The 18806-nt window shown below is 69.8% G+C and carries 18 protein-coding genes; 8 read left to right on the forward strand and 10 right to left on the reverse strand.

The features are described 5' to 3' along the window. Window positions 1-130 precede the first annotated feature (130 nt). The 6 genes from ACXJKD_RS07100 to ACXJKD_RS07125 form a co-directional block, all read right to left on the reverse strand. Window positions 131-1810 (reverse strand): VanW family protein, encoded by a 1680-nt coding sequence (locus ACXJKD_RS07100; RefSeq protein WP_457253770.1) that lies wholly within the window; start codon window positions 1808-1810, stop codon window positions 131-133. A gap of 13 nt (window positions 1811-1823) precedes the next feature. Further along, complete coding sequence (locus ACXJKD_RS07105) at window positions 1824-2372, reverse strand: flavin reductase family protein (RefSeq protein WP_457253772.1); 549 nt, start codon at window positions 2370-2372, stop codon at window positions 1824-1826. Next, the gene (gene mshB, locus ACXJKD_RS07110; RefSeq protein WP_457253773.1) at window positions 2369-3271 is read right to left on the reverse strand and encodes an N-acetyl-1-D-myo-inositol-2-amino-2-deoxy-alpha-D-glucopyranoside deacetylase; all 903 of its coding nucleotides are present in this window, start codon (window positions 3269-3271) and stop codon (window positions 2369-2371) included. The genes ACXJKD_RS07105 and mshB overlap by 4 nt, the downstream gene beginning before the upstream one ends. Window positions 3272-3275: 4 nt before the next feature. Continuing rightward, a complete protein-coding gene (locus ACXJKD_RS07115) occupies window positions 3276-4970 on the reverse strand; it encodes an ABC transporter substrate-binding protein (protein ID WP_457253774.1) in 1695 nt (564 codons plus the stop codon). A 54-nt stretch (window positions 4971-5024) separates the two neighbouring features. After that, on the reverse strand, window positions 5025-6908 hold the full coding sequence (gene typA, locus ACXJKD_RS07120; protein WP_457253775.1) for a translational GTPase TypA: 1884 nt from the start codon (window positions 6906-6908) through the stop codon (window positions 5025-5027). A gap of 180 nt (window positions 6909-7088) precedes the next feature. Further along, window positions 7089-7523 (reverse strand): (deoxy)nucleoside triphosphate pyrophosphohydrolase, encoded by a 435-nt coding sequence (locus ACXJKD_RS07125; protein WP_457253777.1) that lies wholly within the window; start codon window positions 7521-7523, stop codon window positions 7089-7091. Between the two features lie 178 nt (window positions 7524-7701). On the opposite strand from ACXJKD_RS07125, the gene ACXJKD_RS07130 reads away from it, so the two are divergent. From ACXJKD_RS07130 to ACXJKD_RS07165, 8 genes are all read left to right on the forward strand, one after another. Beyond that, window positions 7702-9381: an ABC transporter substrate-binding protein gene (locus tag ACXJKD_RS07130; RefSeq protein WP_457253778.1), complete on the forward strand. Its 1680-nt coding sequence runs from the start codon at window positions 7702-7704 to the stop codon at window positions 9379-9381. Between the two features lie 161 nt (window positions 9382-9542). Beyond that, complete coding sequence (locus ACXJKD_RS07135) at window positions 9543-10553, forward strand: ABC transporter permease (RefSeq protein WP_457253779.1); 1011 nt, start codon at window positions 9543-9545, stop codon at window positions 10551-10553. Then, on the forward strand, window positions 10550-11545 hold the full coding sequence (locus ACXJKD_RS07140; RefSeq protein WP_457253780.1) for an ABC transporter permease: 996 nt from the start codon (window positions 10550-10552) through the stop codon (window positions 11543-11545). Before ACXJKD_RS07135 ends, ACXJKD_RS07140 begins: the two co-directional genes overlap by 4 nt. A 111-nt stretch (window positions 11546-11656) precedes the next feature. After that, the gene (locus ACXJKD_RS07145; RefSeq protein WP_457253781.1) at window positions 11657-12676 is read left to right on the forward strand and encodes an ABC transporter ATP-binding protein; all 1020 of its coding nucleotides are present in this window, start codon (window positions 11657-11659) and stop codon (window positions 12674-12676) included. After that, on the forward strand, window positions 12673-13794 hold the full coding sequence (locus ACXJKD_RS07150) for an ABC transporter ATP-binding protein (RefSeq protein ID WP_457253782.1): 1122 nt from the start codon (window positions 12673-12675) through the stop codon (window positions 13792-13794). Before ACXJKD_RS07145 ends, ACXJKD_RS07150 begins: the two co-directional genes overlap by 4 nt. 126 nt (window positions 13795-13920) lie before the next feature. Then, window positions 13921-14229: a 4a-hydroxytetrahydrobiopterin dehydratase gene (locus ACXJKD_RS07155; protein WP_457253783.1), complete on the forward strand. Its 309-nt coding sequence runs from the start codon at window positions 13921-13923 to the stop codon at window positions 14227-14229. Continuing rightward, on the forward strand, window positions 14222-14947 hold the full coding sequence (locus ACXJKD_RS07160) for a VIT1/CCC1 transporter family protein (protein WP_457253784.1): 726 nt from the start codon (window positions 14222-14224) through the stop codon (window positions 14945-14947). Before ACXJKD_RS07155 ends, ACXJKD_RS07160 begins: the two co-directional genes overlap by 8 nt. A 171-nt stretch (window positions 14948-15118) precedes the next feature. Then, entirely contained in the window at window positions 15119-15973 is an 855-nt protein-coding gene (locus ACXJKD_RS07165; RefSeq protein WP_457253785.1) for a trypsin-like serine protease, read from the forward strand. An 83-nt stretch (window positions 15974-16056) separates the two neighbouring features. Here the strand turns inward: ACXJKD_RS07165 and ACXJKD_RS07170 are convergent, their stop codons facing one another. From ACXJKD_RS07170 to ACXJKD_RS07185, 4 genes are all read right to left on the reverse strand, one after another. Next, on the reverse strand, window positions 16057-16290 hold the full coding sequence (locus ACXJKD_RS07170) for a hypothetical protein (protein WP_457253786.1): 234 nt from the start codon (window positions 16288-16290) through the stop codon (window positions 16057-16059). Between the two features lie 112 nt (window positions 16291-16402). Continuing rightward, a complete protein-coding gene (locus tag ACXJKD_RS07175) occupies window positions 16403-17062 on the reverse strand; it encodes a TOPRIM nucleotidyl transferase/hydrolase domain-containing protein (RefSeq protein WP_457253787.1) in 660 nt (219 codons plus the stop codon). A gap of 89 nt (window positions 17063-17151) precedes the next feature. Then, window positions 17152-18021, reverse strand: a complete 870-nt coding sequence (locus ACXJKD_RS07180; protein WP_457253788.1) for an HNH endonuclease family protein — start codon at window positions 18019-18021, stop codon at window positions 17152-17154. A 187-nt stretch (window positions 18022-18208) separates the two neighbouring features. Next, the gene (locus ACXJKD_RS07185) at window positions 18209-18745 is read right to left on the reverse strand and encodes a hypothetical protein (protein ID WP_457253789.1); all 537 of its coding nucleotides are present in this window, start codon (window positions 18743-18745) and stop codon (window positions 18209-18211) included. Window positions 18746-18806 lie beyond the last annotated feature (61 nt).

The raw sequence follows: 18806 nt of genomic DNA on the forward strand, positions 1-18806 counted from the left end.
TCGCTCCGGTCGATCAGCTGTGGGACAAGACCATCAGGCGGCCCTGACCGAGGTGCCGGAGACGAGGGCGCCGGCGGTCCTGGTGACGCCCTGGGCGGAAGGCCGACACCAAATCGACCCCTCGGAACGCTCAGCTTGCGGCCGGATGCGTGCAGGTGACCTTGTCTTCGGGGATGTAGTGCGTGGTGAAGTTGGATGAGCGGATCGTCTTGCCGGCCTTCTTGAAGACCCGGGTGACCGTGACGTCGAAGCCGGTGCTCGGTGACTGGGTCACGCACCCGGGCTTGTCGTCCACGATGGTCTTCGGCTGCACGACGTTGCGCCGCGGGCTCTTGACGCTCTCGATGTCCCACACCTTGGTGCCGTGGAACGTCACCGTCACGGACCCGTTGGAGACGAAGGCCTGGATGAGGATCCCGTAGCCCGTGTCGTTGGTCCACTTCTGGTCGACGTCGGGCCAGGAGATCGTCGCCTCGCGGCCCTCGGGGTAGCGCGAGATGTAGAAGCTGTGCGCGAGGTACTCGTCGATCCGTACGCCCGAGAAGAACGCCGCGTTGAACGTCGTCGTCGACAGCTGCGAGATGCCGCCGCCGTAGTCCGTCGTGAGGCGGCCGTTGTTGATCACGGGCGCGGGGTTGTAACCCTTGGCCGCCGTGCGCTGGCCGAGCACCTTGTTGAGGCTGAACTGCTCGCCCGGGCCGACGTAGGTGCCGTTGAGGGTGCGCGCCGCGATGGTGATGTTCTCGGTGCGTGGCGGGTTGTACGGGAAGTAGGTGGTGAAGGTCGAGACCACCTCGCGCGGCTTGATCTTCTCGGCCTCTGCGGTGGTCAGCTTGGGCTGCACCACCGCACTGGTGACGGTCGCGGTGCGGGTCGACGAGGTCAGCGCAGGGACGAACGTCGACACGACCGACTTCTCGTCGAGGGTCGTGCCGGCAGCCGACGGCACCACGACCGGCTTGGTCCCCTGGAAGGTGATCTTGGCGTCACGCGGTTTCGCCTCGAGACCCACAGTGGAAGCCGACTTCCGCACTGCCGCAACGAGTTTGACGTTGTCGATCGCCGGAGCGAGGTGGCCGGCCGAGTCCGGCTTCATCGCCAGGGCAGGCGCGAACACCGCGGGCGGGACGGCGAAGGTCTTCGCTCCCACCTTGACCGTGACCGGTGCGGACACCGCGGGCGCGGCGAACTCGGCCACCGCCCGATCCACCTCCTGCGCGCTGACAGCGGGAGCAACCTTGTCGAGCTGTGGAGTGATCGAGGTGGTGCTGGGCCAGCGGGCAGCGACCTCGTCGGCGGTCTTCTCCACCGAGAGGGTCGCCCCCTCCACCGGCTCGACGACCTTGACCTTGCCGGCCGGGAAGGTCACCGATCCTTGGACGACCTTCGTGTCGAGGGTGGCCTCGGCGCCCTGGAGCGCGGCGCGCAGCTTGTCGCGGTCGACGCTCGTCTCGAGCTTCTCCGCGGACCCGCCGGACAGGTTGTTCCAGACATCGGCGGGGTTGAGGCTGAAGCCCGAGAGGCCGTCGACGGTGCCCGCGTAATCGATCGCGAGACCGGCGGCCTTGGGGTCCAGCTGGAAGGTCTTGTCGCCCGCCTGCAGCGTGACCTTGGCGCCCTCCCGCGTGGCCAGCGCACGGCGCAGCGTGTCCTCCGCGGACTTCGGCGCCATGCCACCCACGGGCACCCCGGCGACGGTGGAGTTGGAGGGGATGTGCCGCCCGAGGAACCACGCCATCCCGAGGTAGCCGGCCAGCAGCACCGCGACGGCGATGCCGAAGCGCAGCCCGGCCGAACCGCTGTCCTTCACAGGCAGACTCCCCTCACTTCAGCGCCTGGTATCGGCTTCGGTAGTACACCAGCGCATCTGCGGGGTGCTCGGTGCTCGCCAGCGAGACTACTTCGCCGACCACGATGCTGTGGTCACCGGCGGGGTGAACCGCCGTGGTCCGCACCTCGAGGGTGGCCAGGGCGTCGTCGAGGAGGGCCACCCCAGTCGCGCTGCCGCGGTGGTGCGCGATGCGGTCCAGCTGCCCGTGCAACGGCCGTCCCTGCGTGGAGAGCCACTGGGCGACCGCTCGCTGGTCGGCGCCGAGCACGCTGACGCCCCAGACCCCCGACTCGACGATCGCGTCGTGGAAGCGTGCGTCGACCTCGACGCAGACCAGCACCAGCAACGGGTCCATCGAGACCGAGGTCAGCGCGTTGGCCGTCATGGCGTGGTCGTGACCAGCGCTGAAGGTGGTCAGCACGGTGACACCGGTGGCGAACCGTCCCATGGCCAGGCGGAACTGGTCGCCGTCCACCGGCGCTGCCGGTGCCACGGCACCGTCGTCGGCCGACATCGGGAGGGGAGCGTCGGCGGGGCTCACCGGTCACCGCCCAAGAGGTCGGTATGCCGCCCGCTCGCCTGCGCGTCGGACGGCGCGAGCAGGCCCGTGGTCGGGTCGAGGCGGGAGAAGCCCTCGCGGCCCGGGATCCGGGCGGCGATGTCGTTGGACAGTGCATAGACGTCACCGGACTCCGCCACGGTCACCTGCGTGACGTGTTCGCGCAGGGCCGCGGCCTGCACCGGCACCAGCTCCGGGCTGACCACCTCGTGCGTCACCAGCTCGTCGGCGACGACCGACGGTGGGTAGTCACCGTCCGGGTCGGGGAGTTTCCACCCGGTGCCGGTCGGAGGGTGGTCCCCCAGCCACTCGCGGTCCTGGCGCGCCCACGACTGCGGCACCAGCACGGCATACAGGGCCGGTCGCTCCTCGGGAGGCAGGGAGGCGACGGCCGCGCAGGTGACGCGGTGGGTCTGGACGTGGTCGGGGTGGCCGTACCCACCGTGCTCGTCGTAGGTCACCACGGCGCCCGGGCGCAGGCGCCTCAGCTCGTCGGCGACGAGCGCCGCCGCCTCGTCGACGTCGGCGTTCGAGAACGCGTCGGGGTTCGCCGCGCTGGGCGTGCCGGCCATGCCGGAGTCGCGGTAGCGCGACAGCGCACCCGCGGCGGGGTCCGCGCCCAGCACCTCGTGGGTGACGCCGAGGGCAGCCATCGCGGCCCGCAGCTCCTCGAGGCGATGGGCGCCCAGGACGTCGTCGTGGGCGGCGTCGAGGTGCTCCAGCTCGGGCGGGATGACCTCGCCCTCCTCCCCGAGAGTGCAGGTCAGCACGTGCACCCGGTGGCCGTCCCGCACGTAGCGGGCCATGGTGAGGCCCGCAGTCAGTGTCTCGTCGTCCGGGTGGGCATGGACGAACAACAGGCTCTCGGGCTGGGGGCTCACGTCGCTATTCCACACCCACGGCCGCGAGGTCGACGAACCCGCCCAGTGCCTCGTTGGCCGACAGGCCGGTCACCGAGCTGCCCGCCACGAACAGGGCCTTGCGCTGGGCCAGCGCCACGAACACGCCACGCTCGGCCAGCGACGCGTCGAGCCGGTTCCACGCGTCGGCGCGGGCGGTCGCGTCGGACAGCGTGCCGATGCGGGTGATCTCGGCATTGACCGCGGAGTCGACGAAGCCACCGAAGTCACGGCCGTTGCCACTGTCGGACAGGTTGAGGCGGCTGTCGAACAACGGGGGGATGACGGTCGAGGCCGACGGCCAGGCGGGCGCCCAGTTGGCCCAGAAGACGTCGGTCTGGGCGGAGCGGGTCGGCTTGGACACCTCGGCGAAGTAGTCCTGCTCAATCGGCTGGAGGGAAACCGTGAAGCCGGCCGACTCCCAACCGTTCACGAGCGCGGCCATGGCCTTGTCGGCGGTGGGCGTCGAGCGGTAGGACACCCGGATCTTCACCGGCAGCGTCAGCCCGGCCTCCTGCAGGGCTGCCTTCGCCGCGCCGGCGTCCCCCGTTGGACCAGCGCCCACGGGATCGGAGTCGGTGTGCCCGGGCAGAGCCGGGCCGATGAGGGAGTATGCCTCGGTGGCCGCGCTCGCCCCGCCGAGGGCGTTGACGTAGCCCTCCCGGTTGGTCGCGAGGGCCAGTGCCTGGCGGACCTTGGGGTTGCGCATGACGCCGGTGCTGACGTTGGGCGCGAGGTAGTCGACGAACTGGGCCGACGGGTTCACCGATCGGGCCTTGAGGGGCGCGTCGGTCAGGACGTGCTGCTGCATGGCCGGCGGCGCGGAGTCGAGCGTGACCGCACGACGGTGGACGCCGGCGTCGTTGATGACCTGCTGCACCGCGGTCTGCGACTCTGTGCCCTCGACGTAGTCGATCGAGGTGGGCTTCGCCTGCCGGATCGGGTCAGAAGCCTTGTCCCAGCGAGGATTTCGCTCGAAGGTGCCGCCCGCACTGGGGTTCCAGGCATCCTTGAGCTGGTAGGGGCCGTTGGAGAACACGGCATACGTGCCGTCTGCGGCCTTGTCCTGCGACTGCTTGACCGGGGCGAACACCGGCAGCGCGACGACCTGGTTGAAGTCGGCCATCGGCGTGCTGAGCCTGAACGTGACCGTCGTGCCCTCGCAGGACACTGCCTTGTCGAACGCCGCCTGGCCCTTGGCATCCTTGGCGAACGGCCCCTCGTAGACCGACGACCCGTCGGCCTTGCGCGGGATGTCCAGGTAGGCCAGCGGGAAGTTGAGCCCCTCTGACGCGAACGGGTCGGCGAAGGACCGGGAGATGCCGTAACGCACGTCGTCGCAGGTGACCGGCGACCCGTCCTGCCAGCTCACGCCGTCACGCAGCGTGAAGGACCACCGCTTCAGGGTGGTGTCCACGGCGCCGCCCGTGGTGGCCAGGTCGCCCTCGACCGCGCGCTGCCGGGCGGCATCGGCGCCGGCGGGGAAGGCCGTGAGCGTGCGGATGAACACCCGGCCCGCGAACGCGATGTCCTGCGGGGTCGAGATCCGTTGCGGGTCCCAGGTGGCGACCGGCCCCAGGGACAGGACGGTCAGCTGACCAGCCGGGCCGGCGTCACTGGACCCGTCAGTGGCCGTGCCGGTGCAGGCCGACACCGTGAGCGCAGCAGTCGCTGCGCCCACGGCCAGGACCGTGGTCCTCCGTGGTCGGAGGGCCTGCATCGAGGGCCGCACGCCTCAGGCGTTGCGCGCCCGGGCGGCGCTACGGGCGCGGATGGTCTGGTCGAGCTCGACCTTGCGAATGCGGACCGCCTCGGGGGTGACCTCGACGCACTCGTCCTCGCGGCAGAACTCGAGCGACTGCTCGAGGCTCAGCTTGCGTGGCGGCACGATCTTCTCGAAGTTGTCCGAGGAGGAGGCGCGCACGTTGGTGAGCTTCTTCTCCTTGGTGATGTTGACGTCCATGTCGTCGGCGCGCGAGTTCTCGCCGACGATCATGCCCTCGTAGACCTCCGTGGTCGGGTCGACGAACAGCGTCCCGCGCTCCTGGAGGTTCACCATGGCGTAGGCCGTCACGACACCGGTGCGGTCGGACACGAGCGAGCCGCTGGTGCGGGTCGTGATCGGGCCGAACCACGGCTCGTAGTCCTCGAACACGTGGTGGGCGATGCCCGTGCCGCGCGTCTCGGTGAGGAAGAGCGTGCGGAATCCGATGAGACCGCGCGACGGCACGAGGAACTCCATCCGGACCCAGCCGGTGCCGTGGTTGGTCATCTGCTCCATGCGGCCCTTGCGGGTGGCCAGGATCTGGGTGATCGGGCCGAGGAACTCCTCGGGGGTGTCGATCGTGAGGCGCTCGACCGGCTCGTGCGTCTTGCCGTCGACCTCGCGGGTGACCACCTGCGGCTTGCCGACGGTCAGCTCGTAGCCCTCGCGCCGCATCTGCTCGACGAGGATCGCCAGGGCGAGCTCACCTCGACCCTGCACCTCCCAGGCGTCGGGGCGCTCGGTGGGGAGCACGCGCAGCGAGACGTTGCCGATGAGCTCCTTGTCGAGGCGGTCCTTGACCATGCGCGCGGTGACCTTGGACCCACGGACGCGACCCACCATCGGGCTGGTGTTGGTGCCGATCGTCATGGAGATGGCCGGCTCGTCGACCGTGATGACGGGCAGCGGGATGGGGTTCTCGGCGTCCGCGAGGGTCTCCCCGATCATGATCTCCGGGATACCGGCGATGGCGATGATGTCGCCGGGGCCAGCCGACTCGGCGGGCTTGCGCTCCAGCGCCTCGGTCATCAGCAGCTCGGTGATCTTGACCCGCTCGACGGTGCCGTCGACCTTGCACCACGCGACGTGCTGGCCCTTGCGGATCGTGCCGTTGTGCACGCGCAGGAGGGCGAGGCGGCCGAGGAAGTTGGAGGCGTCGAGGTTCGTGACGTGGGCCTGGAGCGGCGCCTCGTCGTCGTAGACCGGCGCGGGGATCGTGGAGAGGATCGTCTCGAAGAGTGCCTCGAGGTCCTCGGCGTCCGGCAGGCCGCCGTTCTCGGGGCGGTTCATCGACGCGCGGCCGTTCTTGGCCGAGGCGTAGACGATCGGGAACTCGATCTGGTGCTCGTCGGCGTCGAGGTCCATGAACAGCTCGTAGACCTCGTCGACGACCTCCGCGATACGGCTGTCGGGACGGTCGACCTTGTTGATGCAGAGGACCACGGGCATCTTCGCGGCGAGCGCTTTGCGGAGCACGAACCTGGTCTGCGGCAGCGGGCCTTCAGACGCGTCCACCAGCAGCACGACGCCGTCCACCATGGACAGACCGCGCTCGACCTCGCCACCGAAGTCGGCGTGGCCGGGGGTGTCGATGATGTTGATCGTCGCCCCGTCGGGCAGACCCGCCTCGGCGGCCGCCTTGCCGGCGTAGTGGATGGCGGTGTTCTTCGCGAGGATGGTGATCCCCTTCTCGCGCTCCAGGTCGCCGGAGTCCATCGCCCGCTCGTCGACGTGCTGGTGCTCGCCGAACGCACCGGCCTGCCAGAGCATCTTGTCGACCAGCGTGGTCTTTCCGTGGTCGACGTGGGCAACGATGGCGACATTGCGGATGTCACCGCGGGTCTTCATAGGCATGAGCACCATTGTCTCAGGCTTTCGAGCACGCCTTGACCACGCGCGCCTGCCCGCGTGAGCACACCCACACGCCGGTATGCCGCGTGGCTGGCCGTGCAGGCAGCCCACCCGGCCGTCCACTCACCACCGAGTGAGCGCATTCGGTGCCACCTGGGGTCGATTGAGCCTGATGGCGCTCACTCAGTGCAGGAGGGGGGCTATCGCGTCGACGATGGGGAGGTCCGCCGGAAGCCAGGGCACGGCATACAGCTCGTCGGCAGCCAGCCAGCGCAGCTCGTCGTGGTCCTCGATCGGGGCCGGCTCACCGGCGGTGACCGTCGCGAACCAGACGGTCATCGCCCATGACTCACCGAGCGGCCACCGACCACCCTCGAGCGGTCCGGGCACCCGCTCCCCCAGCGTCACCGCCACGCCGAGCTCCTCGCGCAGCTCGCGGTGCAGCGCCTCCTCGGGCAGCTCCCCGGGGTCGATCTTGCCGCCCGGGAACTCCCAGCCACCCGCCAGCGCGGGCGGTTCGGTGCGCCGGGCGGCCAGCAGTCGCGTGGGGCGGGCCAGGTCGTCGACGACCGCGGCGCCCACGACCTCGCGGACCGGTCCTGCTGCCATTTCGGACATGTGTCTCACTTTTGTTAATTTCCGCGGCGCACGGGTCCAGCGACCGCAGTTCTCGCTAGGGTCTGCCGACAACCGCAGAAGGATTGCGCACGCTTTCTTCCTGCGGAGGAGCACCACCCAGCACCACCCTTGGCGCCCGACCGGGTCGACCAAAGATCGCACATCAAGCGAGGTATACATGAAGCTCACGCGGAAGGCGGCCCCGGTCGTCGCCTTGGCGACGACGCTGGCCCTCACGCTGGCAGCCTGTGCCCAGTCCGACCGAACCTCCGACGGCAATGCGTCGAGCGGCGGTGGAGACGTCAAGGACACCATCACCTTCGGCGCCGCCGGCGCCCCGGAGCTCTTCGACCCCTTCTACGCCACTGACGGTGAGACCTTCCGGGTCACCCGCCAGATGATGGAAGGCCTGGTCGGCATCAAGCCGGGCACCGCCGACATCGAGCCCGAGCTGGCCACCAAGTGGGAGGCCTCTGCCGACGGCAAGGAGTGGACCTTCTCCCTGCGCGAAGGCGTCAAGTTCTGGGACGGCGAGGCGTTCAACGCCGAGGCCGTCTGCTACAACATGGAGCGCATGTTCGACCAGAACACGGTCGCCCAGGGCGGCCCGGCTGGTTACTGGGCAGACGTGATGGGGGCGTTCAAGTCCGACGCCGCCAACGCGCTCTACCAGAGCTGCTCGGCCAAGGACGACATGACGGCGGTCATCAAGATCAGCCGTGCGACGTCCAAGTTCCCGACGGCGCTGTCGCTGGACTCGTTCTCCATGCAGTCGCCCAAGGCGCTCAAGGCCGGTGACGCCAACAACGTCACCAAGCAGGGCGAGGGCTTCGGCTACCCGGCCTACTCCAAGAACCCGGTCGGCACCGGTCCCTACAAGCTCGACAAGTTCGACGAGGCCAACAAGACGGTCACGCTCGTGCGCAACGACGCCTACTGGGGCGAGAAGGCCAAGACGGCCAAGCTCGTGTTCAAGATCATCCCCGACGAGAGCACCCGTCGCCAGGAGCTCGAGGCCGGCAGCATCGACGGCTACGACCTCCCGAACCCGGCCGACTGGAAGGGTCTGAAGGACTCGGGCAACAACGTCCTCGTGCGCCCCGCCTTCAACATCCTCTACATGGGCCTCAACCCGGCCAAGAACCCGAAGCTGAAGGACCTGAAGGTCCGTCAGGCTCTCTACTACGCCCTGAACCGTGACCAGCTGGTCAAGACCCAGCTGCCCGAGGGCGCAACGGTGGCGACGCAGTTCATGCCCGAGACCGTGGCCGGCTACAACAAGGAGCTGCAGCCCTATGGCTACGACAAGGCCAAGGCCCAGGCTCTCCTCAAGGAGGCCGGCGCCGAGGGCATGACCCTGACGTTCGCCTACCCGTCCGAGGTGTCGCGTCCGTACATGCCGGACCCGCAGAAGATCTACGAGGCGCTGCGCAGCGACCTCGAGGCGGTCGGCATCAAGGTCAAGGTCGTCACCAAGCCGTGGAACGGTGGTTACCTCGACACGGTCGACAACGGTGGCTACGACGCGTGGCTGCTCGGCTGGACCGGTGACTACAACTCGCCCGACAACTTCATCGGGACCTTCTTCGGCAGCCTCAAGACGAACGACTTCCACACCAGTGCGACGTCGTACGGCGCGAAGCTGTCGGCCGACCTCCAGGCTGCGGACGCGATCGTGGACGAGGGCCAGCGCGCCACCGCCTACGAGAAGCTGAACCAGGAGATCATGGAGCAGGACCTCCCGGGTCTGGCGATCAGCCACTCCCCGCCGGCCCTGGTCGTCAGCAGCAAGCTGAAGGGCCTCGTGGCCAGCCCGCTGACCGCGGAGACGTTCTCGACGGTCACGGTGAACAAGTAGATCTGAGGTTCGCCTCGGACAGCTCTTCCTAGGACTGTGGCCGTCCCAGCAGAATCGCTGGGACGGCCACAGTCATGTAATAGCGTCGTTCTGTTGTGGACGGTCGTCGGACGTGATCGACTCCGGTCATCCCGACCGCCAGTGAAGGAGATTGAGCCACCGTGCTGAGATTCATCCTGCGAAGGCTGCTGCAGATGGTGGGGGTGGTCTTCGTCCTGTCCCTGCTGGTCTTCCTCTGGCTGCGCAGCCTCCCGGGCGGGACGGTGTCCGCCATCCTCGGCGAGAAGGCGACCCCCGAGCGCCGCGCCGCCCTCGAGAAGGCCCTCGGCCTCGACGAGCCGATCTACGTGCAGTACTGGGAGTTCGCCAAGCGTGCTGCCAAGGGCCAGTTCGGCTCCAGCACCGGGGTCCAGCCAGGTGTCGACGCCATGCAGGTCTTCATCCAGCGCTTCCCCGCCACCTTGGAGCTGAGCTTCTTCGCCCTGTTGTTCGCGATCGCGCTGGGCATCCCGCTGGGCTACATGGCCGCCCGCCGCCGGGCCTCGTCGTTCGACAACCTCTCGGTCGTCGGGTCCCTCATCGGCGTCGCCGTCCCCGTCTTCTTCCTCGCCTTCCTGCTCAAGTACTTCTTCGCCATCCAGCTGCACTGGCTGCCCGTCTCCGGTCGCCAGGACCCGAGCCTGAACGCCACGCGCATCACCGGCTTCTTCGTCCTCGACGGCGTGCTGACTCGCGAGTGGGATGCGGCGTGGGACGCCCTCAAGCACCTGCTGCTCCCGAGCCTGGCCCTGGCCACCATCCCCTTCGCGGTGATCTTCCGCATCACCCGTGCCTCGGTGCTCGACGTCATGGACGAGGACTACGTGCGCACCGCCGAGTCCAAGGGCCTGACCAAGAAGGTCATCCGCGGTCGGCACATCCTCCGCAACGCCCTGCTCCCCGTCGTCACGACGATCGGGCTGCAGACCGGCGGCCTGCTCGTGGGCGCCGTCCTCACCGAGCGCGTGTTCTCATGGGGCGGCATCGGTGAGGCGGTCGCGGTGGCCTTCACCAAGCGCGACTACGCCGTCCTCCAGGTGTGCATCCTCATGGCGGCCATCACGTTCGTCGTGATCAACCTTCTCGTCGACATCGCGTATGCCGTGATCGACCCCCGAGTGCGGACGAGGTGACCCCAGTGCCGAACCCCCTGGATCCCACGAACAAGAAGAACCGGATCGACGACCTGGCCGCCAGCGCCGGCGGCACGGCGACCGTCACCGTCGACGACGCAGGACACATCGAGGAGAGCACCGGCGTCTCGCTCATCGCGAGCGCGTGGCGCCGACTGCGCCGCAACCCGGTGTTCCTGCTCGGCGCCGGCATCACCCTCGCCTTCATCCTGCTGGCTATCTTCGCCCCCCTCATCGCCCCGCACGACCCCACCAAGGGCCTGCTGCTCGACAAGGTCCGGCCGCAGAGCAACCCCGTGCCCGGAGCCGAGCCCGGGTTCCCGCTGGGCGCCGACACGTCCGGCCGCGACGTGCTGTCGCGCCTCATCGTCGGCAGCCGCCAGACCCTCATCGTCGGTGTCTTCGCCACGCTGTTCGGCCTGATGGGCGGCCTGTCCCTGGGCGTCCTCGCCGGCGCCTTCGGGGGGTGGGTCGACTCGCTGGTGATGCGCATCGTCGACGTCATGCTGTCGATCCCGTCGCTGCTGCTCGCCGTCTCCATCGCCGCGCTCGCGTCGCAGCCGAGCCAGTGGACCGTCATCATCGCCATCGCGACCGTGCAGGTGCCGATCTTCGCCCGGCTGTTGCGCGGCTCCATGCTGGCCCAGCGCGCCAGCGACCACGTCCTTGCGGCGAGAGCCCTGGGGGTGAAGAAGTCGGCCATCGTGTTCCGGCACATGCTGCCGAACTCCCTGGGCCCGGTCATCGTGCAGGCGACCCTGGTCATCGCCGGCGCCATCATCGACGCCGCCGCGCTGTCCTTCCTCGGCCTGGGCAACCCCGACGACCGCCAGCCGGAGTGGGGCCAGATGCTGGGCAAGGCGCAGAACAACATCTTCGACAACCCGGCCCTGGCCGTCTGGCCGGCGCTGTGCATCATCGTCGTCGCGCTCGGATTCACCCTCATGGGTGAGTCACTGCGCGAAGCCCTCGACCCCAAGAGCAGGAGGTAGGGCGACCATGACCGAGCTCCACTGGCCAAGCTCCTCGCCCTGCCCACGCAGAGCGTGGGACCCGCGGGCCTCCTTGCTCCTCCGTCGCTCGTTTCCTCAGGGAGTCGTCGCATGACCGAGACCATCGAGAACGTCCAGACCCGAGGCAACCGCGAGGAACCCCTCCTGTCGGTGCGCGACCTGCGCGTCACCTTCACCCGACAGGGCGAGAAGCCCTTCGTCGCCGTCGACGGCGTCAGCTTCGACGTCCGTCCGGGAGAGACCGTCGGCCTGGTCGGCGAGTCGGGCTGCGGGAAGTCGGTCACGTCCCTGGCCATCATGGGACTGCTCCCCCAGCGCGGCGTCAAGGTCGAGGGCGAGGTCCTCTACGGCGGGGCGAACCTGCTGACCCAGTCCCGCGAACAGATGCGTGACCGGCGAGGTCGCGACCTGGGCATGATCTTCCAGGACCCGCTGTCGTCGCTGAACCCCGTGGTGCCGATCGGCCTCCAGGTCACCGAGGTCCTCGAGCGACACAAGGGGCTGTCGCGCAAGGCGGCCACGCCCCTGGCGCGCGAGATGCTCGAGAAGGTCGGCATCCCCGACCCGGTCCGGCGTCTCAAGGACTACCCCCACCAGCTGTCGGGTGGCATGCGACAGCGCGCGCTCATCGCGATGGCGCTGGCGTGCGAGCCGCGCCTGCTCATCGCGGACGAGCCCACGACTGCCCTCGACGTGACGATCCAGGCGCAGATCCTGGCGCTGCTCAAGGACCTGGTCGAGGAGAACGGCACCGCCCTGGTGATGATCACCCACGACCTCGGCGTCGTCGCCGGCCTCGTGGACCGGGTCAACGTGCTGTATGCCGGGCGGATCGTCGAGCGCGGCGACCGCCACCCGCTGTTCGCGACTCCGCGACACCCCTACACCCACGGCCTGCTCGCCTCGATCCCCCGGCTGGACGGGTCGCGCGGCGAGAAGCTCACCCCGATCCCGGGGTCGGTGTCGGACAATCTGCCCTGGGCCAACGCGTGCGCTTTCGCGCCGCGCTGCTCGCAGCCGATCGACGTGTGCGTCCAGCGCACGCCTGAGTTCGTCGAGGACGGGTCGCGAGCGCTCCGTTGTCACAACCCCGTGGAGGTGACCCGATGACCATCAGCGACGAGATCCTGGTCGACGTCAAGGGAGTGAAGGTCCACTTCCCGATCCGCAAGGGCGTCATCTTCGACAAGACCGTGGGACACGTCTACGCGGTCGACGGGGTGGACCTCCAGATTCGCAAGGGCGAGACCTACGGCCTGGTCGGCGAGTCCGGCTGCGGCAAGAGCACGCTCGGCCGCGCCATCCTCAACCTCGAGCCGCCCACCGCCGGCTCGGTGGACTTCGAGGGGGTCGACATCGCCTCGCTCAAGGGCGAGGAGCTGCGCCACAAGCGGCAGGACATCCAGATGGTGTTCCAGGACCCGATGGGCAGCCTGGACCCGCGCCAGACCGTGGAGTCCCTCCTGCTCGAGGGTATGAAGGCGCACGGCCTCGCCAAGGACTCCAAGCAGGCGAGCCAGCGGCTGCGTGACCTGCTCAAGGCCGTGGGGCTGCCCGTCGCGGCGCTCAAGAAGTACCCGCACGAGTTCTCCGGCGGCCAGCGCCAGCGGATCGGCATCGCCCGGGCCCTGTCGGTGAACCCCAAGCTGATCGTCGCCGACGAGCCCGTCTCGGCGCTCGACGTGTCGGTGCAGGCCCAGGTCATCAACCTGCTCGAGGAGCTCCAGGACGAGTTCGGCCTCACCTACCTGGTGGTGGCCCACGACCTGGCCGTCGTGCGGCACATCAGCGACCGGATCGGCGTGATGTACCTCGGAGCCCTCGTCGAGGAGTCCGACGCGGAGGACCTCTACACCAAGCCGCTGCACCCCTACACGCGGGCGCTGATGTCCGCGGTGCCCGTGCCGGACCCCCTCATCGAGGACCGTCGCGAGCGCATCCTGCTCACCGGCGACCTGCCCTCCCCGGCGAACCCGCCGAAGGGCTGTCGCTTCCACACCCGCTGCCCGTGGCGGCAGGAGACCAGGTGCGACACCGAGCGCCCCGAGCTGCGGGTCATCGACATCGACGGCGTGCCGGCGAGCCACCGCGTGGCCTGTCACTTCGCCGAGCAGATCGCTGCCGGAGAGCTGAAGACCCACGAGGTCAAGGCCCAGCTCACGTCCCAGAGCGACCACGGTGTCGACACCGACTTCATGGGCCCGGCCTCCGTCACCGAGGCTCTCTGAGCCCCACCACGACGACTGGTATGCCGCGTGCGCACCGAGCGCACGCGGCATACCTGTCTCTGGGGGCGAGTGAGGTGAGGCTGGGCTTCGATGACAGGCGTGGACTTCCTTGCCAGAGTTGGGGTCATGAGCCGACTGCTGACCGACGAGGAGATCGGGCGCCAGCTGGGCGACCTGCCCGGGTGGACCCGCGAGGGTGACGAGATCAGGGCGAGCTACGAGGCGCCGGACTTCCCGACGGCGATCCGGCTGGTCGACGAGGTCGCTGTCGAGGCCGAGGACATGGACCACCACCCCGACATCGACATCCGTTGGCGCACAGTCACGTTCGTGCTCTCCACCCATTCCGAGGGCGGGCTGACGCAGCTCGACATCGAGCTCGCCCACCGGGTGGCCCAGTCGGCCGCCCGTCTGGGGGCGACCGCCGGTGGCTGAGGCAGTGACGCAGGTGGAGCCCCACGACGGCGAACAGCACGATCAGGGCATCGGCGCCCGGCTCAACTGGCTGCGCGCCGGCGTGCTCGGCGCCAACGACGGCATCGTCTCCACGGCGGGCATCGTCATCGGGGTCGCGGCGGCGACCGTCGAGCGCTCGACGATCGCGACCGCCGGCATCGCCGGCCTCGCCGCCGGGGCGATGAGCATGGCGGCCGGCGAGTACGTGTCGGTCAGCACCCAACGTGACACCGAGAAGGCGTTGCTGGCCAAGGAGAAGCGTGAGCTCCGCGAGATGCCGGAGGAGGAGCTCGAGGAGCTGACGCAGATCTACCAGGACAAGGGGCTGACCCCCGACCTCGCGGCCGAGGTCGCCCGCCAGCTGACCGAGCACGACGCACTGGGCGCCCACGCCGAGGCCGAGCTGGGCATCGACCCCAACGAGCTCACCAACCCGTGGCACGCCGCCTGGGCCTCGATGTCGGCCTTCACCCTCGGCGCCCTCCTGCCGCTGCTGGCCATCCTGCTGCCCCCTGCCGGGGCCAGGATCTGGGTCACCGCCGTGGCGGTCGTCGTGGCGCTGGCGTTCACCGGTTGGGGCAGTGCCCGTCTGGGCCGGGCGCCCGTGCGGCCGGCCGTGCTGCGCAACATCGCGGGCGGTCTGGTCGCGATGCTGGTGACCTATGCGATCGGCGCTCTCGTCGGCACCCAGGTCTGAGGCGTTCCTGGTTCCCACCCGGCTGAGGGAACTCGGCCGGCAGACGTCGCCGCGGTGGTGAGCACGCGGCATACGCGCAGAAGATCCCCCCGATGACTCTGGACAGGTGACCCCCGAGGGGTTTGAATGCGCTGGTCGCCCACGGGGGTGACCAGACTGTAGGGAGTCCGCATGAAGCTTCGTCGCGCGCTGGCCGTCTTCGGCATCAGCACCGCCATGGTCGGGGGCACCACCCTCGCCGCATCAGCCATCACCGGGGGTGACCTCGACGGCAACGGCCACCCCAACGTGGGCATGATCGCCTTCTACGACGGCACCGGCCGGTTCCGCTGCAGCGCCACCCTGGTGTCGCCGACCGTCCTGGTCACCGCAGCGCACTGCACCGACGGCACGGTCGGCAAGACGGCCGTGACGTTCAAGTCGGTCGTGGCCGAGGCCCCACCGTCGCCGCTCCCGGCGGCTGCCAACCCCGCTGCGGGCTACACGTCCGCAGAGCTGACGGCGGCTGGCTTCCTCAGCGGCACCTCCCACACCCACCCGGGCTACTCGGACTTCACCGATCTGAGGAACTGGAACGACGTCGGCGTCATCGTCCTCGACGCCCCCGTGGCCGGGATCGCGCCCGCGACGATCGCCCCGACCAACTACCTCGACAAGTACACGCCCAACGTGCTGAACAAGACGCTGTTCACGGCCGTCGGCTACGGCACCGAGGTCCGTCAGGCGGAGTCCGGCCCGCAGAAGCCGACGCCGATGTCCTACCCGATCGTCCGTCGCGTCACCGACGAGGTGGGCCAGAAGCTCACGCCGCAGATCCTGCAGGTCAACGGCAACGAGAACGACCCGCGCGGCGGCGGCGGCACCTGCTTCGGCGACTCCGGTGGCCCGTCGTTCAACGGTGGTTACCAGGTGACCGTGACCAGCTACGGCTACACGTCCAACTGCCGCTACCTCGGCGGTCTCCAGCGGATCGACATCCCCGTCGTCCAGAACTGGCTGGCCGGGTTCGGCGTGGGCCACGCCTGACCCGATCTGACCTCGACGTGGCGGCACCCTCTCGTGGGTGTCGCCACGTTCGTCGTCGTGGAGAGGCCTTCCGGGCAGCCCGACTAGACGTCGTTCTTGCCGACGGCGACGACGCCGACCGCCGAGTCGGCCACGGCGGCCATCCTGACGTGGGCCGGCGCGTGGGTGGCGGCCAGCGCGCTGCCCGTCCCGGTGACGGGGATGGAGAGAGCGGCGAGGACGAGCGCTGCGGCAGCGACGCGGTGGCCACGTCGCCGGAACGGCGCGTGGAGTGCGGCGAGCGGAGCAGGACGGGGGGCGAGGGCTGCGGTGGTCATGGCTCCACCGTGCCGGGCCGCCCTCTACCCGGGGTGTGCGGTGACTGTGGAGTCCCTGTGCGTGCCATCCCTCGCGATCGGGGCGGGCCGAGCCGGGCACCGGTCTCTGGTGTCAGCCGCGTCCCTCGGCGGTCCGATCCGAGGCTGAAGCCGCCCCGCGGAGCTCCTCGAAGGTCGGTCCGGACCGGGAGATCGCGTCGAGCAGGCCGGTCAGCGGCAGCGGCAGCGCGTCCAGGTCGAGGGCCCCGGCCAGGGCTCCGGCCATCAGCTCCTTGCGCCCCGAGGCCGCACCCGCGAACCGGTGGACCCGGTCGTGGAAGGAGCCCGTCACCCAGGCCGGCTGCTGGGTCAGCATCGCGAACCGCTGGGTGAGACCGAGCTCCTCCAACACCCTCCGGGTGCCCTCCTCGCCCAGATGGCGCACCAGCTCGTCCTCGAGGTCGCGGTCGCAGACCTGGAAGCCCCACCAGGGCAGGTCCTCCGGTCCGTCCACGGCACACCCGACCCGGCGCAGGGCGCGGACGAAGAAGGGCGCCTCCGGGGCGTCGCACATCCCCAGCACCCGCGGGCTGTCGACGGCTGCCGCCGCGTCGAGCAGGTGGCGGCGGATGTTGGTCGCGCCGTGCATGTCGACCAGCTCGACCCCTCGCGCCTCGAGCGAGAGACCTGCGCGCTCGGCGACCACGCGCACGGCCGCGACGTCGGAGGCTCCCTCCAGCAGCACCCAGACGAGCGCGCCCGTGGGGACCTGCGTGGACACGGACCCGGTCATACCCGTCAATCTGCCAGATCGACCCAGTCGGGCGCCGGAGGATTTCCGGGCCGCCGTGGTCTCGCGACCTCAGGGTGGTCGGGACGACGTCAGCGTGGCAACGCCTGCCCGGGGCAGGTGGTGAGCACCCGGACCATGGCGTCACGCTCGGCCGTGGTGACCGCCAGCGCGTAGCGGTGCTTGACCGCGATCTGCCGCGCGACGTAGCCGCACCGGACGGCCTTGCGCGGCGGCAGCCAGGTGGCGGCGTCGCCATCGCCCTTGCGCTGGTTGGTGGGTCCGTCGACCGCGAGGAGGTTGAGCGGGTCGTTGGCGAAGGCCGTGCGGGTCTGCGTCGACCACCGCTGGGCGCCCTTCTGCCACGCGTCCGACAGGGCGACGACGTGGTCGACCTGGACGGCGTTCGAGGTGCCCCTGCCCCGGACGAAGGCGATCCGCGTGCCGGTGTAGGGGTCGTCCAAGGTGCCGGTCAGCACCAGGCAGCCGTGGGTGCCCTCCTTGAGGGTGGTGCCGGTGAGGTCGCGACGCAGGATGTCGTTGCGGGTGTCGCAGCCGTTGCGGTCCACGTCGGCCCAGGCCTGCCCGAACAGGTCGCGGTCGTAGCCGGTCCTCGGCGCCCGACCCTTGACCCTCAGGGTGGCCAGGGTGATCACGGCGGCGCCCGGCCGCACCGTGGCGGTCTGACTGGGCCCGGCTTTCGACGCGGTATGCCGCGTGCTCGGCGCCGCGACGGAGCCCGAGGGACCGGTCGTGGACGGGAGGGCAGCCGTGGTGACCGGCGCCGTCGTGGGGTGCGCCGTGGCGGCGGGGGGCGGCGTGGTGGTGGTGCTCTTCGGCCCGGTGGTCGACGTTGCGGGCGCGACGGAACCGGCACTGGCAGGAGCGCAGGCCGCAAGTGCGAGGGCCGCGAGCATCGACCCGGCCAGGGCTGGCCAGTTGGAGTCGAGTCGACGGATCATGAGGAGGGACAAGCACTTTCACTCGGTGGCGGCCACGCTAGGCCGACGGCACCCTCGCCTGCGCCGAAACCGGACAACCTTGCCCGAACGGACGAGCAGATACTCGTCCGAGCCGCCCTGGACGACGGCGCGGGGCCCCGTGACGGGGCCCCGCGCTGAGGCGACCAGTCCTCGACGTCGGGTCGGTTCAGAGAGTCGTGGTCACCACCGTGAGGGTGAGCAGCCGGCTCTGGCCGCCCCACAGCGCGTACAGCCCGCCGGTGCCGGTGCCGGTCTGCGTCACCGAGGTGATCGCACCCAGCCCACTGTTGCCGGGGCACCCGTCGCCGACGGCCGGGACAGCCTGGCCGGTCGAGGTGACCGCACCGAAGCCGGTGAGGTACCACCCGGTCATCGGGCCCTGCTTGCCGCTGCTGTTGGTGCGGGCGTCGCTCCCCACGGTCGCCTTGACCGACGAGCGCTTCGTGTTGGTGATGACGTGGTGACCGCCGGGGTTGTCGAACTCGCAGACGACCTCGTAGGTGGCCGTGCTGTCGTAGGCGAACGTCACACCCCCGACGTTGTCCTGCATGGCCTTGTTGTTCCAGCCGTAGGCGCTCTGGACCTCGCCCTTGCCGACCCAGCCCACGCCGCCGGCGTCCATCGTGTACGCGGATGCCGCCCCGGCAGCTGCGAGCAGCAGCCCGACCCCCAGCGCGGCCGCAGCCACAGTCTTCCTGAACATGAGCAGTCCCCTCGTTCGCGGGCGACCCCTGCGGTCCCCCTTGGGGCGAAGGATGGGGTAG

The organism is Pedococcus sp. P5_B7 (assembly GCF_054049895.1).